The sequence below is a fragment of the Pseudoclavibacter terrae genome (assembly GCF_008831075.1).
Lineage (GTDB): Bacteria > Actinomycetota > Actinomycetes > Actinomycetales > Microbacteriaceae > Pseudoclavibacter > Pseudoclavibacter terrae.
Map to the genome: position 1 here is coordinate 332750 of NZ_WBJX01000001.1, position 21887 is coordinate 354636.

Below are 21887 nucleotides of genomic sequence, written 5' to 3' on the forward strand. Positions count from 1 at the left end.
GATCAGCTGCGTGGGCGGCTCAGGCTCAGGAAGCGGTAGCGGATGCCGGTGCGCGACTCGAGCCAGCCGTCGGACGGCTCGCGCGCATCCACTCGCCAGTCGTCGCCCGACCAGTCCGGGGCGCGGGCGTCGCCGTCGACCTGCAGATCGATCTCGGTCACCTCGAGGCGGTGGGCGCTGGCGAGCGCCTCGCGGTAGAGCTCGCCGCCGCCGATCACCCAGGCCTCGGCCGCGTGGCCCGGCTCCGTGGCTGGGGCTGCGCCCGCGCCGGCGTTCGCGCCCGCGTTCGCGCCCGCCGCGGAGAGCGCCTCCTCGAACGAGCCCGCGCGCTCGGCACCGTCGGCGGCCCAGTCCGCCTGGCGAGTCACGACGATGTTGCGCCGACCGGGGAGCGGGCGGAAGCGCTCCGGCAACGAGTCCCAGGTCTTCCGGCCCATGATCACAGGGTGCTTGAGCGTGACGGCCTTGAAGTGCGCCAGGTCCTCCGGCACATGCCAGGGGATCCCGCCTTCTGCGCCGATCACACCGCCGCGAGCCTCCGCCCACACCAGCCCGACCGTCAGACCGCGATCAGCGTCGAGGTCGCCGCCGAGGTCGCCGGCGCGCTCGGCCTCCGCGCGAACCGCATCAGCGACCCAGGTCGCGCCCGCCGCGTCGCTCATACGGCGATCGCCGCGCGGATCGTGGGGTGGTGCTCGTAGTTGGCGACCTCGAAGTCCTCGAACTCGTAGTCGAAGATCGTGTCGGGCGTGCGGTGGATGCGCAGCTGCGGGTACGGGTACGGGTCGCGGGTGAGCTGCTCGCGCACCTGCTCCTCGTGGTTGTCGTAGATGTGGACGTCGCCTCCCGTCCACACGAACTCGCCCGGCTCGAGGCCCGTCTGCTGCGCGACCATGAGGGTCAGCATGGCGTAGGACGCGATGTTGAACGGGACGCCGAGGAACAGGTCGGCGCTGCGCTGGTACAGCTGGCAGGAGAGCTTGCCGTCGGCGACGTAGAACTGGAAGAGGGCGTGGCACGGGGGCAGCGCCATGGTGGAGATCTCGGCCGGGTTCCACGCGGTGACGATGTGGCGGCGCGAGTCGGGGTTCGCGCGGATCTGCGCGACGACCTGCTCGATCTGGTCGATGTGGCCACCCTCGGGTGTCGGCCAGGATCGCCACTGCACGCCGTAGACGGGGCCGAGGTCGCCATTCTCGTCGGCCCACTCATCCCAGATCTTCACGCCCCGCTCCTGCAGCCAGCGCACGTTCGAGTCTCCACGCAGGAACCACAGCAGCTCGTACGCGATGGACTTGAAGTGCACGCGCTTCGTGGTGATGAGGGGGAAGCTCTCCGACAGGTCGTACCGCAGCTGGCGGCCGAACACGCTGCGCGTCCCCGTGCCGGTGCGGTCGGACTTGTGGGCGCCGTTCTCGAGGACGTCGCGCAGCAGGTCTTCGTACGGGGTCAGGATCTCCGAAGTCACGTCCCGAGGATACGCCCGCGGAGTCGGACTGCCCAGTCGTCCGCGGGTACGCGTCGCCCGGTGTCGACCTCGCGCGTCTGGCCACCGCGAGCTGCCGCTCGGGGTCGATCTCAGGGGCGGAGTCGCGACCCTCTGGGGCGACTCGCGGGAGTCGAGTTCTACGCTCGGGGGATGAGCACCCCCGCCTCGCCGACGTCCGGGCCCGCCCGCCTGCTGATCGCGGGCTTCGGCAAGCTCGGCGCGCGACTGGGGGAGCGCTACGCCGCGCGCGGGACGGAGGTCTTCGGCCTACGTCGGAGCGAAGGCGACGCGGGGGCGGGCATCGAGCTCATCGCCGCGGACCTCGCCAGCCCGAAGGCCCCGCCCCTCACGCTGCCTGCCGTGGACGCACTTGTCATCACGCTCCCGCCGCCCGCCGTCGACGGCGTCGTCGCGCCGGACGGGTATCGGCACTCCCTCGAGGCGCTCGCGGCGAGCCTCCCCGGCGCCCCGGACCGGGTGGTCTTCGTGTCGTCGACGCGCGTGTTCGAAGGGCGCGGCGACGGCCATCTGATCAGCGAAGCGGATGCGCCAGCCCCGGCCTCGGACCGCGCGCGTGCGCTTGTCGACGGCGAGCGTCGCGCCGTCGAGCTGTTCGGCGCATCCGTCATCAGGCCGTCAGGGATCTACGGTCCCGGGCGGGACAGTCTCGTCAGGCGCGTCCTCGAGGGTGCCCCTCTCCAGTACGCGCGTCGCACCAATCGAGTGCACGAGAGCGACCTGGTGCGGGCGATCGAGGCGACGCTGGAGCGCCCAGACGCGCCCCCGCTGCTCCACGCAACTGATGCGCACCCCGCCTCCCTGGGAGAGGTCGCCACCTTCGTGGCCGGAGAGCTCAGCGTGACCGCGCCACCGCGCATCCACCCGGAAGAGGCCAGCGGCACGCTACTGGGCGGCGAGCGGATGCTGCAAATGCTCGGCACGCTCGACTACCCCGGCTACCGCGAGGGCTACGCCGAGATGGTCCGCCTCCGCACAAGCTGACGCGGTCGCAGCGTGGCGTAGCCACCGGAGTCAGCGAGGGCGACCTTGTGGTCGTTGTGGGGCGATGTTGACGACCACAACTCCGCCCCTCGGCGCGCCGACGGGCGACGCGCCATACTGGTGGCGTCGCCGAGAGGCGCCCTGCTGCACCATCCCCGCATTCGTTGCCCCGCCTTGCCGCGGCGCCCGAAGGAGTCGCATGTCAGAGCCAGCCTCCACCGCCACCTCCACCGCCCTCGCGCACGCAGCGCCGGACTCGTTCATCCTCACGGCTGGCACGGTCGTGACGATGGATGCGCAGCTGCCGCGCGCATCCGCCGTCGCCGTCGCTGCCGGCAAGATCGTGGCGGTCGGCACGCTCGCCGAGTGCCTCGAGGTGGTGCCAGGCGCTCCCGTCATCGACAGCGGCGCACCCGTGCTGATGCCGGGCTTCATCGACCCGCACAGCCACCCGTTCCTGAGCGGCCTCGCGACGCAGCTGCCAGCCTTGTCGATCGCGCCGTGGAAGGCCCCGACGTGGAGCGAGGTGCTGAGCATCTTCTCGCAGGCGATGGCCGAGCACGACGCCGACGTCCCGCTGCTCTTCAACGGCTTCGACGCGCTCCTGCATGGGCGCCCCGCCCCGACGGCCACCGACCTCGACGACATCTTCGGCGACCGGGTCGCGGTGGTCGTCGACAACTCCGGGCACGCCTGCTCCTTCACGTCGGCGCTCATCCGCAGCCGAGGGTGGGACGCGACCCCGCCCGCCGACCCAGTCGGTGGCTCCTTCGCGCGCGACGCGGACGGCGCCCTCACCGGCATCTCGTTCGAGATCCCGGCGAACACCGCCGTGCTGGGCCCCGTCATGCAGCAGCTCGGCGGCAGCCCGCTCGGCAGCGCAGCCGAGTACTACGCCCTCATGGCGCGGGCGGGCATCACGTCGACCTCCGACATGACGTTCTCCACCGACCTCGCCCCCGCCTACGAGGCGCTCGCGGCCATGCCATCCTCGCCCCTGCGCGTGAGCCTCTGGGAGGTGTCGACGGCCACCGACCCGGGGGCCGCCGCGACCTTCGACGCCGGCGAGGAGCGCCTCGTGAAGCAGGGCGTGAAGCTGTGGACGGACGGCTCCCCGTGGATCGGCAACATCGCCACCTCCTTCCCCTACCTCGCGAGCGACGCGACGAGACGCGCCGGCATCGACCCGGCGACGGCGGGCGGCCCATCCGCCATGAACTACTCGCGAGCGCAGGTGGACGCGACGCTCGACGCCTGCGCACCGCTCGGCTGGCAGATGTCGTTCCACGCGAACGGCGACCTCGCCATCGACGTCGCGCTCGACGCCTACGAGCGCGCCCTCGCCAAGCACGGACTGCTCGGCACGGACCACCGCTGGCGCATCGAGCACGCCGGGGCCGGGCGCCGCGACCAGTTCGAGCGCGCCGCGCGCCTCGGCGTGCACGTGTCGCTCGCCCCGTTCCAGTACTACTACTGGGGAGACCTGCTCGACGGGCAGATGTTCGCTCCCGAGCAGGGCGCGCGCTGGCAGGCCTTCGCTGATGCGGTGGAGGCTGGGGTCGTCGTCTCACTGCACAACGACGGCTCGGTGTCACCGCCGTCGCCCATCCTGAACGTGCAGACGGCCGTGACTCGGCGCACGAGCAGCGGGCGCATCCACGCTCCGAAGCAGGCCATCTCCGTGGATGCGGCGCTCAGGGCGCACACGATCGACGCGGCGCGCACCCTCCACCGCGAGCACCTCGTGGGCTCGATCTCGGTCGGGAAGCTCGCCGACTTCGTGGAGCTGGGCGCTGACCCGTATGAGGTGCCTCCCCGCTACCTCGACGAACGCGTCGAGGTGCTCGGCACCTGGGTGGGCGGCGCACGCGTCGACCTTCCGGAATTCCTGGCTGCGGCGCACGCGAGTGACCCCGCGCCGCACGTCCACCACGCTGCGCGTGGCCACGTCGGACACGGCTGCTGAGGAGAGCGTCGGCTCGCGAGGGTTGTGGCTGCGCGCACCGCGCTGCCGCACACGCTGCGTTCCGCCACGACTCGCTGGTGGATGCGTGCGCGAGCGTTGGCCGCCGAGTGCCCGCCGCATGCAGAGAGGTGTGGCTTTGTGCGGTTCGGTGCGGCCCTGAGTGCATTCCGCCACAACTCTGCGTGCGGATGCGGCGGCCGCGCGGGACCGGAAGCCTGGGAGCCCACGTCCGTCAGCAGCTCGCGCCCCCAAGCTAGTCGCGGATGCGGCGGCGCTCCCACGCGAGCGCGATGTGGTCGCGCATCTCGCGCGCGGCGGCTTCCGCGTCTCCGGCCTCAATGGCGTCGTACACGCGCTGGTGCTCGTCGAGGGTGAGGCGAACCGCGTCGGGGCCGGGCGCTCCGTAGTAGCGGCTGCTCTCGCCCGCGCGCTTGGAGAGGCTGCGCGCGATGCCTGACGCGAGGCGGTCGCCCGCGACGTCCATGACGGCGAAGTGGAAGGCGACGTCGGCGGCGGCGAATGCCTCCCGCTGCTCCGCTGTCGCGTGCATCGTGTCGAGATGGCCGTGGATGATGAGCAGCTCGTCGTCGCTTCGTGCGCCGGCGGCCGCGGCGGCGATGCTCGACTCGAGCTGTCCTCGCACGACGGCGAGCTCGTCGAGGATCCCGAGCGTCTCGTCGTTCTCGATCATCGTGCCGAGGACGACCTTGTCGAGGATGTTCCACTCGGACTGCGGGGCGATCTGCGTGCCGCGCCCTTGCACGACGGAGACCATCCCCTTCTCCTCGAGGCGCTTCATGGACTCGCGGATGACGGTGCGGCTCACGCCGAAGTTCTCGCAGAGCTCGGTCTCGGTGGGGAGGAGGTCGCCGGGGGCGACCTCACCGGTGACGATGGCGGAGACGAGGTCGTGCACGACTTGCACGCCGAGCCTGGCGGCGGGCGTGCGGTGGGCGCCGAGCCGCGGCGTGGTGGTGCTTGGCATGCGGCGATTGTAGTCACGAAGTGATGGGCGGGTCGGTGGACACGGACAAAAGCGCGAAAAACGTATGACGAATAAATCGTGTGATGTATGCTGAATCTCCCATCTGAAGATCAAGGACGATATGAAGATCACCGGCTTCCGTTTGCTCACCACCAGGCACGACTGGGGGCGGTCGATCGGCGACGTCAACGGGCACATCCGCGCCGCGGTCACCGACGTCCCGGTCGTGATCCTCGAGACCGACGAAGGGGTCGAAGGCGTCGGCATCGGCTCTCACGCCGACGTCGCGAGGCTCTTCCCGGCGCTCGAGGGAGAGGATCCCCGCGCGGTCTCGTCGCTCTTCGATCGCATGCTCGCCCAGGTCTTCAAGTCGGGTCACGCCGGCGCGACCTACGGCGGAGTGGCGACGCTCGACGCCGCCCTCTGGGACCTCAAGGCGAAACTCGCCGGCGAACCCCTGTGGCGTCTGCTCGGCGGGCGCGACAGGTTCGTGCCCGGGTACGCATCCGGTCTCGACATCGCCCTCGACGACGGAGAGCTCTCCGCGTTCTACGAGGACTTCGCGAATCGCGGCTACGTGGCAGGCAAGCTCAAGGGCGGTGTGGACCCGCTTGCCGATCTGCGCCGTCTCCGCGTCATGCAGGCCGCGCTCGGCCGCAACACCCCGAATCCCGGTCTGATGCTCGACGCCAACGAATCGTGGCAGGTGAAGCAGGCGGTGCGCTACGTGTCGGCGATCGAGGCCGAGGTCGACCTGCTGTGGGTCGAGGAGCCGCTCCGGCGGTGGGATGCGCTCGGTCACGCCCGCCTGTCCGCCGCCGTGCGCGCGGCCGTCGCCACCGGAGAGAACCTGACCGGTGTCGACCAGTTCCGTCCGCTGTTCGACGCCGGTGCGCCCGACGTCGTGCAGGCCGGTGCGATCTGGGGGGTCACGCACGTGCTGCGCCTCGCGTACGCGGCGGACGCCAGGAACCTCCCCGTCAGTCCGGTCGGCTACAACGCGAATCCCGCGGTAGCCGCGGCGATGACGGCGGTGCCCAATCACCTGACGACCGAGGTGCAGTCGCTGCGCTGGGCGCACGGCATGAGCGTCGATCAGGAGTTCGCCGACGGGGGCATCGTGCTGGGGGACGCCATCGGGTCCGGCATCTCGATCGACGAGTCCGCGATCGTGGATGCGGGGCGCGGCTGGGCGGACCCAGCTGGTCCGCACATGCGGCCGTCCCGGGCTGGCCTCCGGGTCGTGCTGGACGGCGTCGAGCGCTGAGCGATCGAGTGGCGCGGCGGCGCGGCTGCGGTTGCGGCGGCGTGTGCGCGGGTGTGCGCCGGTCGACGGGGCATGTGTCGGGCGCGACGAAAGAACCCGCGGGGAGGACTTGCGGCGGGATCGTCACATCGCTAGATTAGGTGCAATGGCAGCGCTACCAGTAGCGCTCACATACGCCGGGCCGACCAGCCCGAAACAGACGCTCACGCAACGGCGCGAAGGAGTCGCAGTGTCCACGAGTTCCACTGAAGCACAGGCCGAGACGGCCCAGGCCGGCAGCAACCGCCTCCTCCCAGACGGCCCCATCCGGGCCCGCTCCGCGAAGATCGGCGCCATCGGCGCTGGCGCCATCATGGCAGACCAGCACCTCGCCGCCTACAGCGAGGCCGGATTCCCCGTCGTCGCCATCGCCTCCCGCACGAAGGCCAACGCGCAACGCGTCGCCGAGCAGTGGGGCATCCCGACCGTGCACGACACCCCGGAACAGCTCATCGAGAACCCGGACGTCGAGATCGTCGACATCGCGTATCCACCCGACCTGCAACCCGCCCTCATCCGCAAGGCCCTCACGCAGCCGCACGTCAAAGCCGTGCTCGCCCAGAAGCCCCTCGCCCTCACCCTGGACGAGGCCATCGCCCTCCGAGACGAGGCGGAGGCCGCGGGCAAGATCCTCTCCGTCAACCAGAACATGCGCTACGACCAGTCGATCCGCGTGCTCAAGCAGCTCCTCGACGGCGGCGACCTCGGCGAGCCCGTCTTCGTCGAGATCGACATGAAAGCCGTGCCCCACTGGCAGGGATTCCTCGAAGGCTACGACCGCCTCACCCTCGCCAACATGAGCGTGCACCACCTCGATGTCCTCCGCTTCCTCTTCGGCGACCCAGACGAGATCATGACCGTCACCCGCACCGACCCGCGCACCCAATTCCCGCACACCGACGGCATCGTCGTCTCCACCCTGCGCTTCCCCGGCGGGCTCCTCGCCCTCTCCACCGAAGACGTCTGGGGCGGCCCCCGCGAAGACGGCTTCGACGACGACTTCTCCATCACCTGGCGCGTGGAAGGCACACGCGGCGTCGCCAAGGGAACCATCGGCTGGCCGAACGGCACCCCCTCGACCATCACCTACGCGTCCGCCGCTCGCGACGACGGCGGCCGGTCGACCGACGGCAAATGGGTGACCCCCACCTGGGACACCCACTGGTTCCCGCACGCCTTCATCGGCGTCATGGAACAGCTGCAGTACGCCGTCGAGACCGGCAGCGAGCCAGCGCTCACCGTCGCCGACAATGTCAAGACCGTCGCCCTCATCGAAGCCGGCTACCGCTCCATCGACGAGCGCCGCCCCGTGCGTCTCGACGAGTTCCCCCTCTGACTCGAACACCCGCATCCACTTCACCACCACCTCAACCGGCCAACAGCCCCTACAGAAGGAGCAAAGAAGCTCATGATCCAAGTCGGCATCTTCAGCGGATACTTCCCCTACGACCTCAAGACCACCGCCCAGAAGGCGCGCGAGCTCGGCTTCAACACCGTCCAGCTCGACCTGCACTTCAAGGACCTCGACCTCACCGCAGGGCAGATCACGAAGGAGAAGGCGAAACTCGTCGCCGACACCTTCCGCGACAACAACCTCCCCATCTCGGCGATCTCCGGCTACACGAACATCGTCCACCCGGACCCCGACCACCGCCGCGCCAACGTCGACTACCTGAAGGAGATCATCCGCAACGCGCGCTCCTTCGGCACGCCGTACGTCATCTCGGAGTCCGGCACCTTCAACCCGGACAGCGAATGGGACAGCGACCCGCACAACAAGACCGAGGACGCCTACGAGCAGGTGCGCGACGTGCTCGCCGAGCTCGCGCAGGAGGCCTACGACCACGGCTCGATCTTCCTGCTCGAGACATACGTCAACAACGTCATCGGCTCCGTGCGCGAGACCGTGCGCGTCTTCAACGACATCCGCTCGCCCGGCATCGAGCTGCTCATGGACCCGACGAACTACTTCGACGCGTCCAACATCGATGACCAGGCCGGCGTGCTCAACGAGGTCTTCGACACGCTCGCCGACAAGGTGCGCGTCGCCCACGCCAAGGACGTCAAGCGGGCCGGCGATGACAAGAGCGAGAAGCACGCCGACATCGGCGACGACGACGCGCTCGCCTCGCACACCTTCCGCGGCGTCGGCGAGATCGAGCTGCCGGCCGCGGGCCTCGGCTCGCTCGACTACGAGCTCTACCTGCAGCGCCTCGCGGAGCGCAACCCGAACGCGCCGCTCATCATCGAGCACCTGGACGAGTCGGACATCCCGCGCGCCAAGAAGTTCATCGACGACATCCTGCGCAAGTACTCGATCTAGTCGTCTCTGACAGTCACGGTGACGTGGGCGCGCAGACGCGCCGCGAAGGGGTGACGAACGTGCGCACGTCACCGTGACTGTCTGAAGACGCCGAGGACCACAGACCACAACAGGCTTCGGCCGGAGGAACCATGACGAAAACAGGTGAGAAGCCCGTCGCGATCGTGACCGGCGCAGGCGGATCGCTCGGGCGGGCGACCGCGCTGCGACTCGGACGCGACGGCTTCGCTGTCGCCGTGCTCGGACGAGGCGGGGCGACCCTCGCGGAGACGGCCGAGGAGCTGCGCACGGCGGGCGTGCCGACGTACGTGCTCGAGGTCGACCTGCGCGACGCCGCGGCGATCAAGGCCGCGGTGCGCGAGGCGGAGGCCGAGTTCGGGCCGGTGCACGCGCTCATCAACAACGCCGCGATCTACCCGCCGACGCCGTTCTTCGACATCACCGTCGAAGAGTTCGACGACGTCGTCGCGGTCAATCAGCGTGGCTACTTCGTCGCGGCCCAGGCGGCGGCCGAGCTGATGCGCGAGCGCGGCACGGGCGCGATCGTCAACATCGGCTCCATCACGTGGAGCGGCGGCTGGGACAAGCTCGCGAGCTACGTGACGACGAAGGGCGCGGCCGTCGCCATGACTCGCGCCCTGGCGCGCGAGCTCGGCGAGTTCGGCATCCGCGTGAACCTGCTCTCGCCGGGTGCGTTTCCCACCAAGGCCGAGGAGATCCACGAGAACCCCGAGCAGTACACGCAGTTCGTGCTCGACCATCAGTCGCTCAAGCGGCGCGGTGACCCCGACGAGGTGGCGAGCGTCATCTCGTTCCTCGTGGGCAAGGACTCGAGCTTCGTGACCGGGCAGACGATCAACGTCGACGGCGGATGGGTGATGATGTGAGCGGGCGGGCAGCAGGACCAGGCGTCGACGTGTTCGGTTCGAACCTCTCGGTGGCCGAGCTCCGCAGACGCACGGGCGACCTCTCGGCCGTGGCGGGCATCCGCCAGGTGGTGCTGGACAACGGCGTGGAGCGTGGCGTGCGGGCGATCGACCTGCGCACCTCCGCTGGCCTCGAGCTCGAGGTGCTGGTCGACCGGGCGTTCGACCTCGGGTCGATGCGCTTCCGCGGTGCCCCCATCGGGTGGCGCAGCGGCAACGGCTTCCGCCACCCGGGGCTGCACGAGCACAACGATGAGGGTGGGCTGTCGTGGCTACGCGCGCTCGACGGCCTGCTCGTCTCGGGCGGTCTCGACCACACCCTGTTCGGGGGTGAGGTGGATGCGACGCGCTACAACTACCCGCCGAAGCAGACCGTCACCCACGGGCTGCACGGGCGGCTGACCGCCATTCCGGCTCGGTTGCTTGAGGCCCGCGAGGTCGAACGTGAGGGCCGCGTCGTGTTGCGGGTCGTCGGCGAGGTGATCCAGGCGACGGCGTTCGGCGAGCACCTGCGCCTGACGCGCACGATCGAGCTCGACTTCGACGGTCGCGAGGTGCGCTTCGACGATGTCGTCGACAACCTCGGATTCGATCCGACGCCGCACATGTTCCTGTACCACATCAACGTCGGCTGGCCGTTCCTGGATGAGGGTGCGAGGTTCGTGGCGCCTATCACGAAGCACCTCTGGCAGTCGGACTCTGTCGCGGAGCAGGGCACGAGCTACCGCGTCATGCCGGCCCCGATCGACGGTTTCGTCGAGCAGGTCACCGAGCACGAGCTGGTGGTCGGCGACGACGGCAGGCACCGCGTGGCGCTGATCACGGCGGGTGGGGAGCGGGGCATCGAGCTGAGCTGGGAGGCTGCGGGCATGCCGCACTTCTTCGAGTGGCAGAACCTGCGCAGCGGCCAGTACGGCATCGGCCTCGAGCCGAGCACGCATCATGTGTCGGGGGATGCGGCCTCGCGCCAGGACGGCACGGCGCTGTTCCTGGGGCACGGGGAGTCGCGCAGCTACTCGACGACGATCCGCGTGCTCGACGGGGTCGCGGAGACGAGTGCGGTCGAGGCCGCGATTCGTGCCATCGGCGATCAGCCGGATTAGACCCCCATGCCCGGGGCTGACGATGACGTTGGCTCCGGGCGTCCTACACTTGAGATGTTAGCGCTGCCAGCAGCGCATCCACCGAAACGAGGAACACCATGAGCGGCGCAGAAGACACCAGCGAGACGCACCAGGCAGAGGCCGGGGTCGGCGGTGGAATCCTCTCCGGCATCCGAGTGCTCGACTGCTCGATCGCCATGGCGGGCCCGTTCGCGGCGCAACGCCTCGGCGACCTCGGCGCCGACGTCATCAAGGTCGAGCCGCCGGCAGGCGAATGGCAGCGCCACGCCCCGGCTGGGGGTGCGGCAGGCAACGAGATCAACGTGTCGTTCCTCTCGCTGAACCGGAACAAGCGCTCCATCGCCCTCGACCTCAAGTCCGACGATGGCCGCGAGGTGCTGCGCGAACTCGTCGCCACGAGTGACGTGTTCCTGCAGAACTACCGTCCCGGCGTGGCCGCCCGCCTCGGCGTCGACTACGACACCCTGAGCGCCATCAACCCGAGCCTCGTCTACGTGTCGGTCTCCGGCTACGGCGAGGACGGCCCGTACAAGATGCGCCCGGGCCAGGACCTGCTCCTCCAGGCCATGAGCGGTGCGATGCTCTCGACCGGCCGCGACGGCGAGCCCCCGCAGGCCGCCGGCCAGTACCTCGTCGACGCCGTCACCGCATCCACGGCGTTCGAGGGCGTGCTCGCCGCGCTCTTCCACCGTGAGCGCACCGGTGAGGGGCAGCTCGTGACCGTCAACATGCTCGACGCGATCACGACCCTGCAGATGCAGGAGCTCTCCGTGTTCACGGCCGGCGGCGTGCCCCAGCAGCGCAGCGCCGAACCGCACGCGCACGTCTACATCCGCTCGCCCTACGGCTCGTTCGCGACCTCCGACGGCTTCATCGTGCTCGCCATGCCCGACCTCGAGGAGCTCGGCCGCACGATCGGCGAGGACAGCTTCATCGGCCTGCACACGCTCGACGACTCGTGGCGCCTGCGCGACGAGGTCTTCGCCAAGACCGCGGCCCGCCTCGCGACGAACACGAGTGCGCACTGGCTCGATGCGTTCTCGAAGACCTCCATCTGGGCCGGCCCCGTCTACGGCTACGCGGACCTCGTCAACGACCCGCAGATCGCGCACAACGGCACGTTCGTCGAGTACGAGCACCCCACCGAGGGGCTCGTGAAGACGCCCGGCTTCCCGTACAAGTTCTCGAAGACGCCAGCGCGCATCGACCGAGGCGCACCGCTCACGGGCGAGCACACGCGGGAGATCCTCAGCGAGCTCGGGCACGCGGCCGCCCACATCGAAGAGCTCGCCGAGCGCGGCGCGATCGCCGTGCACGCCACGCTCGACAACGTGCGGGAGCAGCTCGGGGGCGCGGTGTCTGCCGACGGGACGGCACTGCCCGGCGGGTCGGATGCGGTTCTCACCGGAGAAGGGGCGCCAGAGCAGGCCGCGGCTTCTGCGGCAGACGGGTCCGGTTCGGATGCGCCCGCCGCACCCGCCGGCGTGAGCGCCCAACGATCATGAGCGCGCACTCGCCCTCGCTCTCGCCCTCGCCGTCACCGATCACCGCCGCGGCGCCGCGCTACCGGGGCCTCACCTGGGACCACCCGCGGGGCCGGCACGCGCTCGAAGCGGCGGCAGCTGTCGCCGCCCGTGACGGGCAGGCCCTCATCGAGTGGGAAGCGCATCCGCTCGAAGGCTTCGAGTCGGCGCCGATCGCCGAGCTGGCCGAGCGGTACGACCTCATCGTGCTCGACCATCCGCACCTCGGTGAAGCGCTCGCCAGCGGCTCGTTTCGGCCGCTCGACGACGTCTTCGACGCGGCGCTCCTCGAGCGGATCGCCGCTGACGCGATCGGTCCGAGCTTCACGTCGTACTCGCTCGCCGGGTCGCAGTGGGCGCTTCCGCTGGACGCGGCCACCCAGGTTGCGGCGGCACGCGTCGATCTGATCGCCGGGGAGGTGCCGACGACCTGGAGCGACGCCGTCGCGCTCTCCGAAGTCGCCCCCGTCGCGCTGTCGCTCGCAGGGCCGCACGCGTTCCTCACGTTCGCGTCCGTGCTCGCGGGGGCCGGCGCACCGATCTCCGACAGCCCTACCGAAGGACCCCTCTTCTCCTCCCGCGACGTCGCGCGGGAAGGCTTCGAGCTCCTCCGCACCATTGCCCGCCGCTCCCCGGCAGCGACGCACCGTGAAAACCCCATCGCCCTCCTCGAGCGCATGTCCAGCGGCGACTCGCTCGCCTACGTGCCGCTCGTCTACGGGTACGTGAACTACTCGTCGCCCACCCTGCAGTTCCGGGATGCGCCACGCTGGGCCGCATCGGCTCGCCTCGGGTCCACGATCGGCGGCACCGGCATCGCCATCTCGAGGCGCTGCCGCGTGAGCTCCGAGCTCGTCGCGCACCTCGCCTGGCTGCTCGACTCCGAGACGCAGCGCACGTTCATCCCGGAGCACGACGGTCAGCCCGGACTGCGCTCCGCGTGGCACGACGCCGACGTCAACGAGGCCGCGCACGACTTCTACGCGAACACGGCGGCGACCATCGAGGAGTCCTGGGTGCGCCCGCGGTACGACGGATACATCGCGTTCCAGACGACAGCATCCGAGCTGTTGCGCGACGCGCTGCTCAGCGACGCCACTTCTGCAGCGCAGCTCCGTGAAGCGTGCCTCGACGACCTCTCGGCGGCCTTCGCCGCATCTGCATCTGCAGGTGCACCGTCGTCTGCGGCCTCATCACCAGCGAACGCTGCATCGACGCGCATCGATGCACCGGATGCGCGCGTCCCCGCCACCCCACCCACGACGTCTGGAGTCAGCTCATGACCGACAGCCTTCCCCAGCTCGGGACCGACGAGATCCTCGTCGAGCTCGACGGCTTCACCGCGACCGTCACCATCAACCGCCCAGCGAAGCTCAACTCGGTGACGCAGGAGATGTCCGACGCGCTCGTCGCTGTCGCCACCTGGGCCAACGAAAGCGACGACGTGCGCGTCATCATCCTCACCGGCGCGGGAGAGCGGTCGTTCTGCGCAGGCAGCGACATCCGCTCGCTCGACAAGTACGCGACACCCTGGGACTTCCGTAACCGCGAGGACTACTGCGACGCCCTCCGCGCCCTCCGCAAGCCCATCATTGCCGCCATCAACGGCTACGCCTTCGGCGGCGGGCTCGAGACGGCCATGACCTGCGACATTCGCCTCGCCGCCGAGACCGCCTCACTCGCAGCCCCCGAGATCAAGCTCGGCTGGATCGGCGGCGGCGGGATGGCCTCCTTCCTCGCCCACTCCGCCGGCGCGAGCAACGCCGCCCTCATGCTCCTCACGGGCGACCCCATCTCGGCGCAGCAGGCACTGTCCTGGGGGATCGTCTCCGAAGTGCTGCCCAGCCAGCAGCTGCTCGGCCGGGCCCGCGAGCTCGCCGCAGTCATCGCATCCCGGCCACCCATCGCAGCCGAGACCGCGAAGGCCAACCTGCGCGCCTCCTACAACATGAGCCAGGACGCGGCCGTCGCCTACGAACGCGACCTCCAGACCATCACCTTCGCGACCGCCGACGCCGACGAGGGCCGTGCCGCCTTCGCCGAGAAACGCGAGGGCGTCTTCCACCGCCGCTGACGCCGAACCGACCTGAGACCGAGCCAAGCCGAGCCGACCATGTCAGCCACCACCCTCGACTCGTTTGCTGTGCCGCCTTCGACTCGGGATGGGATTCCCGCTTCGGGATGGGTTGCAAGCCATCCGGAAGCGCGAAAGCCATCCCGAAACCGCTCTGGGCGAACCTCTCGACCGAACTTCGAGACCGGCCTCCGCCCCGGCCACCCCGCCACCGAAGCTCTCTCGGGATGGAAAAGTCGCTTCCTTCGGGGAAACTTCCCGCAACGAAGCGAGTTCCCCATCCCGAAACCGGAGGCGCCTCGGTCGTGTCTCGACCTCCGACCTCCGACCTCCGACCTCCGACCTCCGACCTCCGACCTTCGACTCGGGATGGGATTCACGCTTCGGGATGGGTTGCAAGCCATCCGGAAACGCGAAAGCCATCCCGAAACCGCTCTGGGCGGACCTCTCGACCGAACTTCGAGACCGGCCTCCACCCCGCCACCCCCGCCCTCGCCACCCGGCCACCCCGCCACCGAAGCTCCGTCTCGGGATGGAAAAGTCGCTTCCTTCCGGAAAACTTCCCGCAACGAAGCGAGTTCCCCATCCCGAAACCGGAGGCGCCTCGGTCGTGTCTCGACCTTCAACCTCCGACCTTCGACTCGGGATGGGATTCACGCTTCGGGATGGCTTGCAAGCCATCCGGAAGCGCGAAAGCCATCCCGAAACCGCTCGGGGCGAACCTCTCGACCGAACTTCGAGACCGGCCTCCACCCCGCCACCTCCACCCTCGCCACCCGGCGACCTCGCCACTCCGCCACCTCCACCCTCGCCACCCTCGCCACCCGGCCACCCCGCCACCCCGCCACCCCGCCACCGAAGCGTTTGACCGGAACCTCACCACCGACTCGCCTCGACCGCCGACCACCGACTCGCCGACCGACGACCACGATCACGACCAGAACCTCAGGAGCTCACATGACATCGCAGCAGATGGCCTCAGGCCAGCAGCCGGCAGCCGGATGGTCGGGCAGCGCCGTCCAGGCGCTCCCCGCCGACGGGACGACGGGCACGCTCGTCGGACGGGTCTGGGACCCGGCGGTCGGCGGCCCATCACCGGTGCTGGTCACGGCTGACGGCGTTCTTGATCTGAGCGGGACCTTCGCGACCGTCAGCGACATCACCGAGTCGGTCGACCCTGCCGCTGCGGTGCGGGCCGCGTCAGCGGACGCGCCGAGCCTCGGCTCGCTCGACGAGATCTTCGCGAACACCGACCCCACCAGTCGCGACGAGTCCAAGCCGTGGCTGCTCGCCCCCGTCGACCTGCAGGTGCTGAAGGCGGCCGGCGTGACGTTCGCGGTCTCCATGATCGAGCGCGTCATCGAGGAGCGGGTGCGCGGCGACATCGAGGCGGCGGCGAGGATGCGCGAGCAGATCCTCGCGGAGATCGGCACCGATCTCGCGAGCCTGAAGCCGGGGTCGGTCGAGGCGATGGCGCTCAAGGCGTACCTCGTGGGGGAGGGGCTGTGGAGTCAGTACCTCGAGGTCGGCATCGGCCCGGACGCGGAGATCTTCACGAAGGGGCCGACGCTCTCGGCGATGGGCACCGCCGAGCAGGTCGGCGTGCACTCCTCGTCCGAGTGGAACAACCCGGAGCCTGAGGTGGCGCTGCTCATCGCATCCACCGGCGCCATCGTCGGCGCGACGCTCGCGAACGACGTGAACCTGCGCGACGTCGAGGGACGCTCGGCGCTGCTGCTGCCGAAGGCGAAGGACAACAACGCGTCGTGCGGGCTTGGCCCGTTCATCCGCCTCTTCGACGCAGGCTTCGACCTGGACTCGGTGCGCGACATGACGGTGGACCTCGACATCGTCGGCCTCGACGGCTTCACCCTGCACGGCTCCTCCGACCTCGCGCAGATCTCCCGCGACCCCGCCGACCTCGCCGCGCAGCTGCTCGGCCCGCACCACCAGTACCCAGACGGGGCCGTGCTCATGCTCGGCACGATGTTCGCGCCCATCGTCGACCGCGACCAGCCCGATCACGGGTTCACGCACCACGCCGGTGATGTCGTGCGGATCTCCTCACCTGCCCTCGGTAGTCTGGTGGGCCAGGTACAGACCAGCGAGGAGTGCGCGCCGTGGACATTCGGGATCGCAGCGCTCATGCGCAACCTGGCGGCCAGAAGGCTGCTGTGACCAGGCGGTCGACGCAGAAGGTGACGCTCACCGACGTCGCGGCGTCGGCGGGGGTCTCTCCGCAGACCGTGTCGCGGGTGCTGCGGACGCCAGAGCTCGTGTCGGTCGACACCCTCGAGCGGGTGCAGTCGGCGATCGGCGCGCTCGGCTACGTGCCGAACCTGGCCGCGTCGAACCTCGCGTCGAACCGGTCGATGACGGTCGCTGCGATCGTCCCGTCGATCTCCGCGTCGGTGTTCGCGGATGCGCTGCACGGCCTCGAGGTGATGCTCTCGCCGTCCGGGTACCAGCTCTTCATCGGCACGACCGGGTACAGCCCGGAGCACGAGGAGGAGCTCGTCCGGGCCTTCCTCGGGCGTCGACCGGATGGCATGTTCATCGTCGGCGCCCAGCACACGGATGCGGCGTCGACACTGCTGCGCGCGTCCGGCATTCCCGTCGTCGAGGCGTGGGACTCGAGCGAGAATCCCGTCGACAGCCTCATCGGCTTCTCCAACGAAGATGCCGTCCGCGCGCTCGTCGAGTACGTGCGGGACAGGGGATACGCGCATCCGACGTTCGCGGGGTCGTTCCAGTCCGGCGACTTCCGTGCGGCGGCGAGGCGCGCGAGCTTCGAGGCGTCCGTCGCCGAGCTGTACCCGGGCGAGTCGGTGCGGGTCGTGGACTCCGGAGTTGCGGCGGTCGACCTCGAGACGGGGCGCGACCTGCTCGATGCGACCCTGCGCGAGCATCCCGAGACCGACGCGCTCATGTTCGCGAGCGACGTCTTCGCGGCCGGCGCCGTGCTCGAATGCGCTCGCCGAGGCGTGTCCGTGCCAGGCGAGCTCGCCGTGACCGGCTTTGGCGACTTCGAGCTGTCGTCGCATCTCACGCCGACACTCACGACCGTGGCGGTGCCCAACCGGGAGATCGGCACGAAGGCCGGCGAGCTGCTGCTGGCTCGCATGAGCCGCGGTGGTGCGGATGCGCCAGAGGGTGAGACCGTCGACCTCGGCTTCGAGGTCGTCGCCCGCGAGAGCGCGTAGCGGCCCTCATCCACGTCGTCCGGCGGGTCGATGCGCTGAGGGCCTGGGCGGAGGGCGCGCTGCAGTCGGACTGCCAACGTTGTGGCATTGTGCCGTTCCTGCCGGTGGGGACAGCGTTTGTCCACAACTTCGTCACGGGCGCATGGTTCCGTCTCCGCTTCCGTCTCTGCTGAGTCTCCGCCCGTGCAGCTGACTCATCCGCGCGAAGGTTGTGGCTTGTTGCGCTTGGCCGGCCGCGCAACAGCATTCGGCCACAACTTTGTACTTGGTGGATGCGGGAGTCGCGAAGTGCGCCCCGCAGGGTTGTGGCTTGTTGCGCTTGGCGCCAGCGGGAATCGCATCAAGCCACAACTCTGCGGGCGGCGGGGCCGGCGGCGGCGGAAGGCCCGCCGCCGCGGGCGGCGCGGGCGGGTGGACCGCCCGCGCGGCGCCCGCCTCAGCGGCCGCGGAGGTCCTTTCGCAGGATCTTGCCCGACGTCGACTTCGGAATGACGTCGATGAACGCGACGGCCCGCACCTTCTTGTGCGGCGCGACGTGCTCGGCGACGAACGCCTCGACGCCAGCCTCGTCGAGCGAGGCGCCCTCGCGGCGGACGACGAACGCCTTCGGGATCTCCTGCCCGTCCGCATCCAGGGCCCCGACCACGGCCGAGTCGGTGATGTCTGGATGCGTGAGCAGCAGCGCTTCGAGCTCGGCGGGCGCGACCTGGTAGCCCTTGTACTTGATGAGCTCCTTGAGCCGGTCGACGATGGTGAACTCGCCGAGCGGACCGACGGTGGCGATGTCCCCCGTGTGCAGGAAGCCGTCGTCGTCGACGGCCTCGTGGGTCGCGTCGTCGCGACCGAGGTAGCCGAGCATGATCTGGGGGCCTCGCACCCAGATCTCGCCAGGCTCGCTCTGTCGGCCCTCGACGGCGTCGATCTCGGCGCCGGTCTCGGTTGAGACGAGCTTCACCTCGGTGTTGGCGATGGGCACGCCGACCGAGCCGAGCGGCATGCCGTTCTGCTCGAGGGGGAGCACGTGCGTGACGGGGCTCGCCTCGCTCATCCCGTACCCCTGCCTGGTGCGGGTGCCGAGGCGGTCGGCGACGGCCTTCATGAGCGCCGAGTCGATGGGGGCCGCGCCGGAGAAGACCGTGCGAACGCTCGACAGGTCGAACGTGTCGATGAGCGGATGCTTGGCGAGCGCGACGGCGATCGGTGGGGCGATGAACAGGTAGGTGCATCGATGCGTCTCGATGATGCGGAGGAACTCGCCGAGGTCGAACTTCGGCATCGTGACGAGGCGGGCGCGCTTCTTGATGGCGATGTTGAGGAGCACGGTCATGCCGTAGATGTGGAAGAAGGGGAGGAGCGCGAGCACCACGTCGTCAGACTCGACGTCGAGCACCGGGTACGTCTGCACGACGTTCGCGACGAGGTTGGTGTGGCTGAGCTTGACGCCCTTGGGCTTGCCGGTGGTGCCTGAGGAGTAGGGGAGCACGGCGACGTGGGTCGCCGGGTCGAAGCTCACGTCGGGGGCGGGGAGCCCGGCGCCGAGGAGCTCGCGGAGGTCGTGGTACCCCTCGGCGCCGTCGAGGACGATGACGGCGTCCTGCTCGAGGCCCGCCGCGATGGCACCGGCGTGGGCCTGCGCGAGCAGCGGGCCGACCGTGAACAGCAGCTTCGCGCCGGAGTCGCGGAGCTGCGTCTCGATCTCCTCGGCGTTGTAGAGGGCGTTGATCGTCGTCGCCGTGGCACCCGAGCGGAGGATGCCGTGGAACACCGACGCGAACGCGGGCACGTTCGGGCAGTGCAGCGCGACGACGTCGCCCACCCCGAGCCCGCCGCCAGCGAGGGCCCCCGCGATGAGCTCGATCTGCTGCTTGAGTGCCCCGAAGCTCGTCTCGGCGCCGCTTGTGCCGTCGACGATGACGGTGCGCGCCGCATCCGCTTCGCTCAGCTCGGCGAACAGGAAGTCGAACACCGAGACGTTCGGGATCTGCTCGTCTGGGTATGGGCTCTTGAACACGGCGATCTCCTTTGATCGGAATGCAGGCGGCGCGGCGGTCGGGTTGTGCCCGGCCGGGCCGTGTCTGGCGGATGCACGTGTCGCATCCGCTGCCCATCTTGCGCACCGCACATGGGAACGACCCCAGCGCGGGGCCCGCTGGGGCGGACCGCGCCGCCCGCCAGTTCCAGCTAGGCGACCGCGGCGACTGCCTCGATCTCGACGAGCTGGTCGTCGTAGCCGAGCACGGTGACGCCGAGGAGGGTGCTCGGTACGTCGTGGTCGCCGAAGGCGTCCCGGATGACTTCCCACGCGGTGACGAGGTCGGCCTGCGATGACGATGCGACGAGCACGCGCGTGCTGGCGACGTCCTCGAGGCGCGCCCCGGCTTCGGCGAGGGCGACGCGCAGGTTCTCGACGCACTTCGCGGCTTGGCCCGCGTAGTCGCCGATGGCGGTGGTCGTGCCGTCGTCGTTGAGGGGGCAGGCGCCTGCTGGGAAGACGAGGCGTGCACCCGCGTCGACGGTGGATGCGTAGGCGTATTCGGCGGTGTCGCTGAGCGTGTTGGCGCGGATGAGGGAGACGTAGCTGGACATGGTGTCCTCCTGGTGGTCGGCGTGCGGGTGGATGCGTGGGCTACGCGGGGCGGGCTGGCGGCGCGACCTGCGTGGTGCGGCGCGCGAACTGGGGGAGCACGAACAGCGCATCCACGACCCGGAATCGGCGCAGCCAGCAGGCGAGGTACGCGACGGCGAGGGCGCCGAGGAAGCAGGCGGGCAGGGAGATGTTGGGGTTGGTGACGCCGAGGTCGCTGAGGGTGTTCGTGATCCACACCTGTGTCGGGAAGTGCACGAGGTAGAACACCACCGAGTTGCGGCCGATGTACTGGAGCCACCTGGCGCGGTCGTGGCTGTGACCCTGGTGGGAGCCGGTGAGTCGGCGCACGGCCATGACGGTGCCCGCGATGCCCGCGATCACGACGGGCAGGAGCTCGAGGCGGTGCGCGTCGAAGCCGGCCGTCATGGCGTTCGTGTAGCCACGGTTGCCGGCGATGATGAACGCCCCGAAGCCGGTTGCGATGGCGAGGCACACCCACATGAGGGTGCGCGTCTCGAAGCGGGAGAGTCGCGAGCCGAGGCGCACGCAGAGGTGCCCGGCGAAGAAGAAGCCGCCGTAGTAGCAGAGGTTGGAGAAGTCGCCGTCGGGCAGCGGCCAGCTGGCGATCCACAGCACGGCGGGGACCACCCCGAACCAGGTGCCGGGGATGCGCGCGAGGAGTGGGGCGACGGCGTAGTAGACGGCGAGGAAGAAGATGAACCACAGCCAGTTGTTCGGGATCCAGAAGAACGGGTCCCGCAGGTCGGTGTAGCCCTCGGTGAGCATGCCGATGACCATCCACACGAGGTATGGCCAGATGAGGGTGCGCACCTTGTTCCAGTAGTAGGTGCCTGGCGGTTTCGCGAGCGAGCGGGTGAGCAGCACGCCGGAGAGGAGGAAGAGGAGGCTCATCCGGTATGGCGCGAAGAACGAGTTGATGTCGTTGACGACGCGGCCCGAGCTGATGCCGCCGAACATCCACGGGATGGCGGTGGCGTGCAGCAGCACGACGAGGAGGATCGCGCCTCCTCGGATGAGGTCCATCCAGCGGGCCCGGGATGCGCCGCTCGGGGCGCGGGAGCCGGTCGGCGGCTGGGACTGCGGGGAGGGTGAGGTCATTGCGGATGCGCGTCTGGTTGGGAGCTGCCGGGGCGCGACGGCGGTGCCTCGGCAGTGTCCGACCATACGCGACTCGTGGCGGTGGGGGTCTTGCCTCGCCCCTGATGCGGGAATCCGACCGCACGCATCCGCGTGCATCCGCGTGCACGCACGCACCTCCGGACTGCGCGCAGAGTTGTGGGGGGGGGGGGGGGGGGGGGGGGGGGGGGGGCGCCCCCCCCCCCCCCAAGCGCGGGGGGGGGGGGGCGCGGCCGCGCGCG

General features: G+C 69.9%; 18 protein-coding genes. 12 read left to right on the forward strand and 6 right to left on the reverse strand.

What is annotated here, in order from left to right; translation table 11 throughout:
* Positions 1–2: 2 nt before the first annotated feature.
* Entirely contained in the window at positions 3–662 is a 660-nt protein-coding gene (locus F8O03_RS01615; protein ID WP_208851773.1) for a dihydrofolate reductase, read from the reverse strand.
* Positions 659–1468: a thymidylate synthase gene (locus tag F8O03_RS01620; protein ID WP_104251679.1), complete on the reverse strand. Its 810-nt coding sequence runs from the start codon at positions 1466–1468 to the stop codon at positions 659–661. Before F8O03_RS01620 ends, F8O03_RS01615 begins: the two co-directional genes overlap by 4 nt.
* A 171-nt stretch (positions 1469–1639) precedes the next feature.
* Here F8O03_RS01620 and F8O03_RS01625 point away from each other — a divergent pair, with 171 nt between their 5' ends.
* Positions 1640–2491: a Rossmann-fold NAD(P)-binding domain-containing protein gene (locus F8O03_RS01625; RefSeq protein WP_151422096.1), complete on the forward strand. Its 852-nt coding sequence runs from the start codon at positions 1640–1642 to the stop codon at positions 2489–2491.
* 199 nt (positions 2492–2690) lie between these two features.
* Positions 2691–4457 carry an amidohydrolase gene (locus F8O03_RS01630; protein ID WP_151422097.1) on the forward strand — a complete coding sequence of 589 codons (1767 nt, stop codon included), beginning with the start codon at positions 2691–2693 and terminating at the stop codon, positions 4455–4457.
* Between the two features lie 253 nt (positions 4458–4710).
* Here F8O03_RS01630 and F8O03_RS01635 read toward each other — a convergent pair whose 3' ends face one another.
* On the reverse strand, positions 4711–5442 hold the full coding sequence (locus tag F8O03_RS01635) for a FadR/GntR family transcriptional regulator (RefSeq protein ID WP_151422098.1): 732 nt from the start codon (positions 5440–5442) through the stop codon (positions 4711–4713).
* A gap of 121 nt (positions 5443–5563) precedes the next feature.
* Between F8O03_RS01635 and F8O03_RS01640 the strand changes: the two genes are divergently transcribed.
* The 10 genes from F8O03_RS01640 to F8O03_RS01685 all read left to right on the forward strand — a co-directional run bounded on the left by F8O03_RS01640 (position 5564) and on the right by F8O03_RS01685 (position 17921).
* Positions 5564–6709: a mandelate racemase/muconate lactonizing enzyme family protein gene (locus tag F8O03_RS01640; protein ID WP_151422099.1), complete on the forward strand. Its 1146-nt coding sequence runs from the start codon at positions 5564–5566 to the stop codon at positions 6707–6709.
* A 229-nt stretch (positions 6710–6938) separates the two neighbouring features.
* Positions 6939–8084 carry a Gfo/Idh/MocA family protein gene (locus F8O03_RS01645; protein ID WP_208851774.1) on the forward strand — a complete coding sequence of 382 codons (1146 nt, stop codon included), beginning with the start codon at positions 6939–6941 and terminating at the stop codon, positions 8082–8084.
* A 72-nt stretch (positions 8085–8156) separates the two neighbouring features.
* On the forward strand, positions 8157–9071 hold the full coding sequence (locus tag F8O03_RS01650; RefSeq protein WP_104251685.1) for a sugar phosphate isomerase/epimerase family protein: 915 nt from the start codon (positions 8157–8159) through the stop codon (positions 9069–9071).
* Positions 9072–9202: 131 nt separating this feature from the next.
* Positions 9203–9958: an SDR family NAD(P)-dependent oxidoreductase gene (locus F8O03_RS01655; RefSeq protein ID WP_151422101.1), complete on the forward strand. Its 756-nt coding sequence runs from the start codon at positions 9203–9205 to the stop codon at positions 9956–9958.
* 29 nt (positions 9959–9987) lie between these two features.
* On the forward strand, positions 9988–11100 hold the full coding sequence (locus tag F8O03_RS01660; protein WP_208851775.1) for an aldose 1-epimerase family protein: 1113 nt from the start codon (positions 9988–9990) through the stop codon (positions 11098–11100).
* A gap of 98 nt (positions 11101–11198) precedes the next feature.
* Positions 11199–12626, forward strand: coding sequence for a CaiB/BaiF CoA transferase family protein (locus F8O03_RS01665; RefSeq protein WP_151422103.1), 1428 nt, complete (start codon positions 11199–11201; stop codon positions 12624–12626).
* A complete protein-coding gene (locus tag F8O03_RS01670; RefSeq protein WP_151422104.1) occupies positions 12623–13927 on the forward strand; it encodes an extracellular solute-binding protein in 1305 nt (434 codons plus the stop codon). Before F8O03_RS01665 ends, F8O03_RS01670 begins: the two co-directional genes overlap by 4 nt.
* The gene (locus tag F8O03_RS01675) at positions 13924–14718 is read left to right on the forward strand and encodes an enoyl-CoA hydratase/isomerase family protein (RefSeq protein WP_151422105.1); all 795 of its coding nucleotides are present in this window, start codon (positions 13924–13926) and stop codon (positions 14716–14718) included. Before F8O03_RS01670 ends, F8O03_RS01675 begins: the two co-directional genes overlap by 4 nt.
* 957 nt (positions 14719–15675) lie before the next feature.
* Entirely contained in the window at positions 15676–16896 is a 1221-nt protein-coding gene (locus tag F8O03_RS01680; RefSeq protein ID WP_244295822.1) for a fumarylacetoacetate hydrolase family protein, read from the forward strand.
* A complete protein-coding gene (locus tag F8O03_RS01685) occupies positions 16893–17921 on the forward strand; it encodes a LacI family DNA-binding transcriptional regulator (RefSeq protein ID WP_208851776.1) in 1029 nt (342 codons plus the stop codon). Before F8O03_RS01680 ends, F8O03_RS01685 begins: the two co-directional genes overlap by 4 nt.
* A gap of 436 nt (positions 17922–18357) precedes the next feature.
* On the opposite strand, the gene F8O03_RS01690 is transcribed toward F8O03_RS01685, so the two are convergent.
* The 3 genes from F8O03_RS01690 to F8O03_RS01700 form a co-directional block, all read right to left on the reverse strand.
* Complete coding sequence (locus tag F8O03_RS01690) at positions 18358–19932, reverse strand: AMP-binding protein (protein WP_151422106.1); 1575 nt, start codon at positions 19930–19932, stop codon at positions 18358–18360.
* 170 nt (positions 19933–20102) lie between these two features.
* On the reverse strand, positions 20103–20507 hold the full coding sequence (locus F8O03_RS01695; RefSeq protein ID WP_151422107.1) for a RidA family protein: 405 nt from the start codon (positions 20505–20507) through the stop codon (positions 20103–20105).
* A gap of 40 nt (positions 20508–20547) precedes the next feature.
* On the reverse strand, positions 20548–21627 hold the full coding sequence (locus F8O03_RS01700; RefSeq protein ID WP_167516431.1) for an acyltransferase family protein: 1080 nt from the start codon (positions 21625–21627) through the stop codon (positions 20548–20550).
* Positions 21628–21887: the final 260 nt, after the last annotated feature.

What these genes read in the sequence shown, in the direction of transcription:
- F8O03_RS01680 (WP_244295822.1), top strand. Translation starts at nt 15,676, where the DNA reads ATGACATCGCAGCAGATGGCCTCAGGCCAGCAGCCGGCAGCCGGATGG.
- F8O03_RS01630 (WP_151422097.1), top strand. Translation starts at nt 2,691, where the DNA reads ATGTCAGAGCCAGCCTCCACCGCCACCTCCACCGCCCTCGCGCACGCA.
- F8O03_RS01695 (WP_151422107.1), bottom strand. Translation starts at nt 20,507, where the DNA reads ATGTCCAGCTACGTCTCCCTCATCCGCGCCAACACGCTCAGCGACACC.
- F8O03_RS01670 (WP_151422104.1), top strand. Translation starts at nt 12,623, where the DNA reads ATGAGCGCGCACTCGCCCTCGCTCTCGCCCTCGCCGTCACCGATCACC.
- F8O03_RS01650 (WP_104251685.1), top strand. Translation starts at nt 8,157, where the DNA reads ATGATCCAAGTCGGCATCTTCAGCGGATACTTCCCCTACGACCTCAAG.
- F8O03_RS01655 (WP_151422101.1), top strand. Translation starts at nt 9,203, where the DNA reads ATGACGAAAACAGGTGAGAAGCCCGTCGCGATCGTGACCGGCGCAGGC.
- F8O03_RS01665 (WP_151422103.1), top strand. Translation starts at nt 11,199, where the DNA reads ATGAGCGGCGCAGAAGACACCAGCGAGACGCACCAGGCAGAGGCCGGG.
- F8O03_RS01640 (WP_151422099.1), top strand. Translation starts at nt 5,564, where the DNA reads ATGAAGATCACCGGCTTCCGTTTGCTCACCACCAGGCACGACTGGGGG.
- F8O03_RS01615 (WP_208851773.1), bottom strand. Translation starts at nt 662, where the DNA reads ATGAGCGACGCGGCGGGCGCGACCTGGGTCGCTGATGCGGTTCGCGCG.
- F8O03_RS01625 (WP_151422096.1), top strand. Translation starts at nt 1,640, where the DNA reads ATGAGCACCCCCGCCTCGCCGACGTCCGGGCCCGCCCGCCTGCTGATC.
- F8O03_RS01675 (WP_151422105.1), top strand. Translation starts at nt 13,924, where the DNA reads ATGACCGACAGCCTTCCCCAGCTCGGGACCGACGAGATCCTCGTCGAG.
- F8O03_RS01635 (WP_151422098.1), bottom strand. Translation starts at nt 5,442, where the DNA reads ATGCCAAGCACCACCACGCCGCGGCTCGGCGCCCACCGCACGCCCGCC.
- F8O03_RS01700 (WP_167516431.1), bottom strand. Translation starts at nt 21,627, where the DNA reads ATGACCTCACCCTCCCCGCAGTCCCAGCCGCCGACCGGCTCCCGCGCC.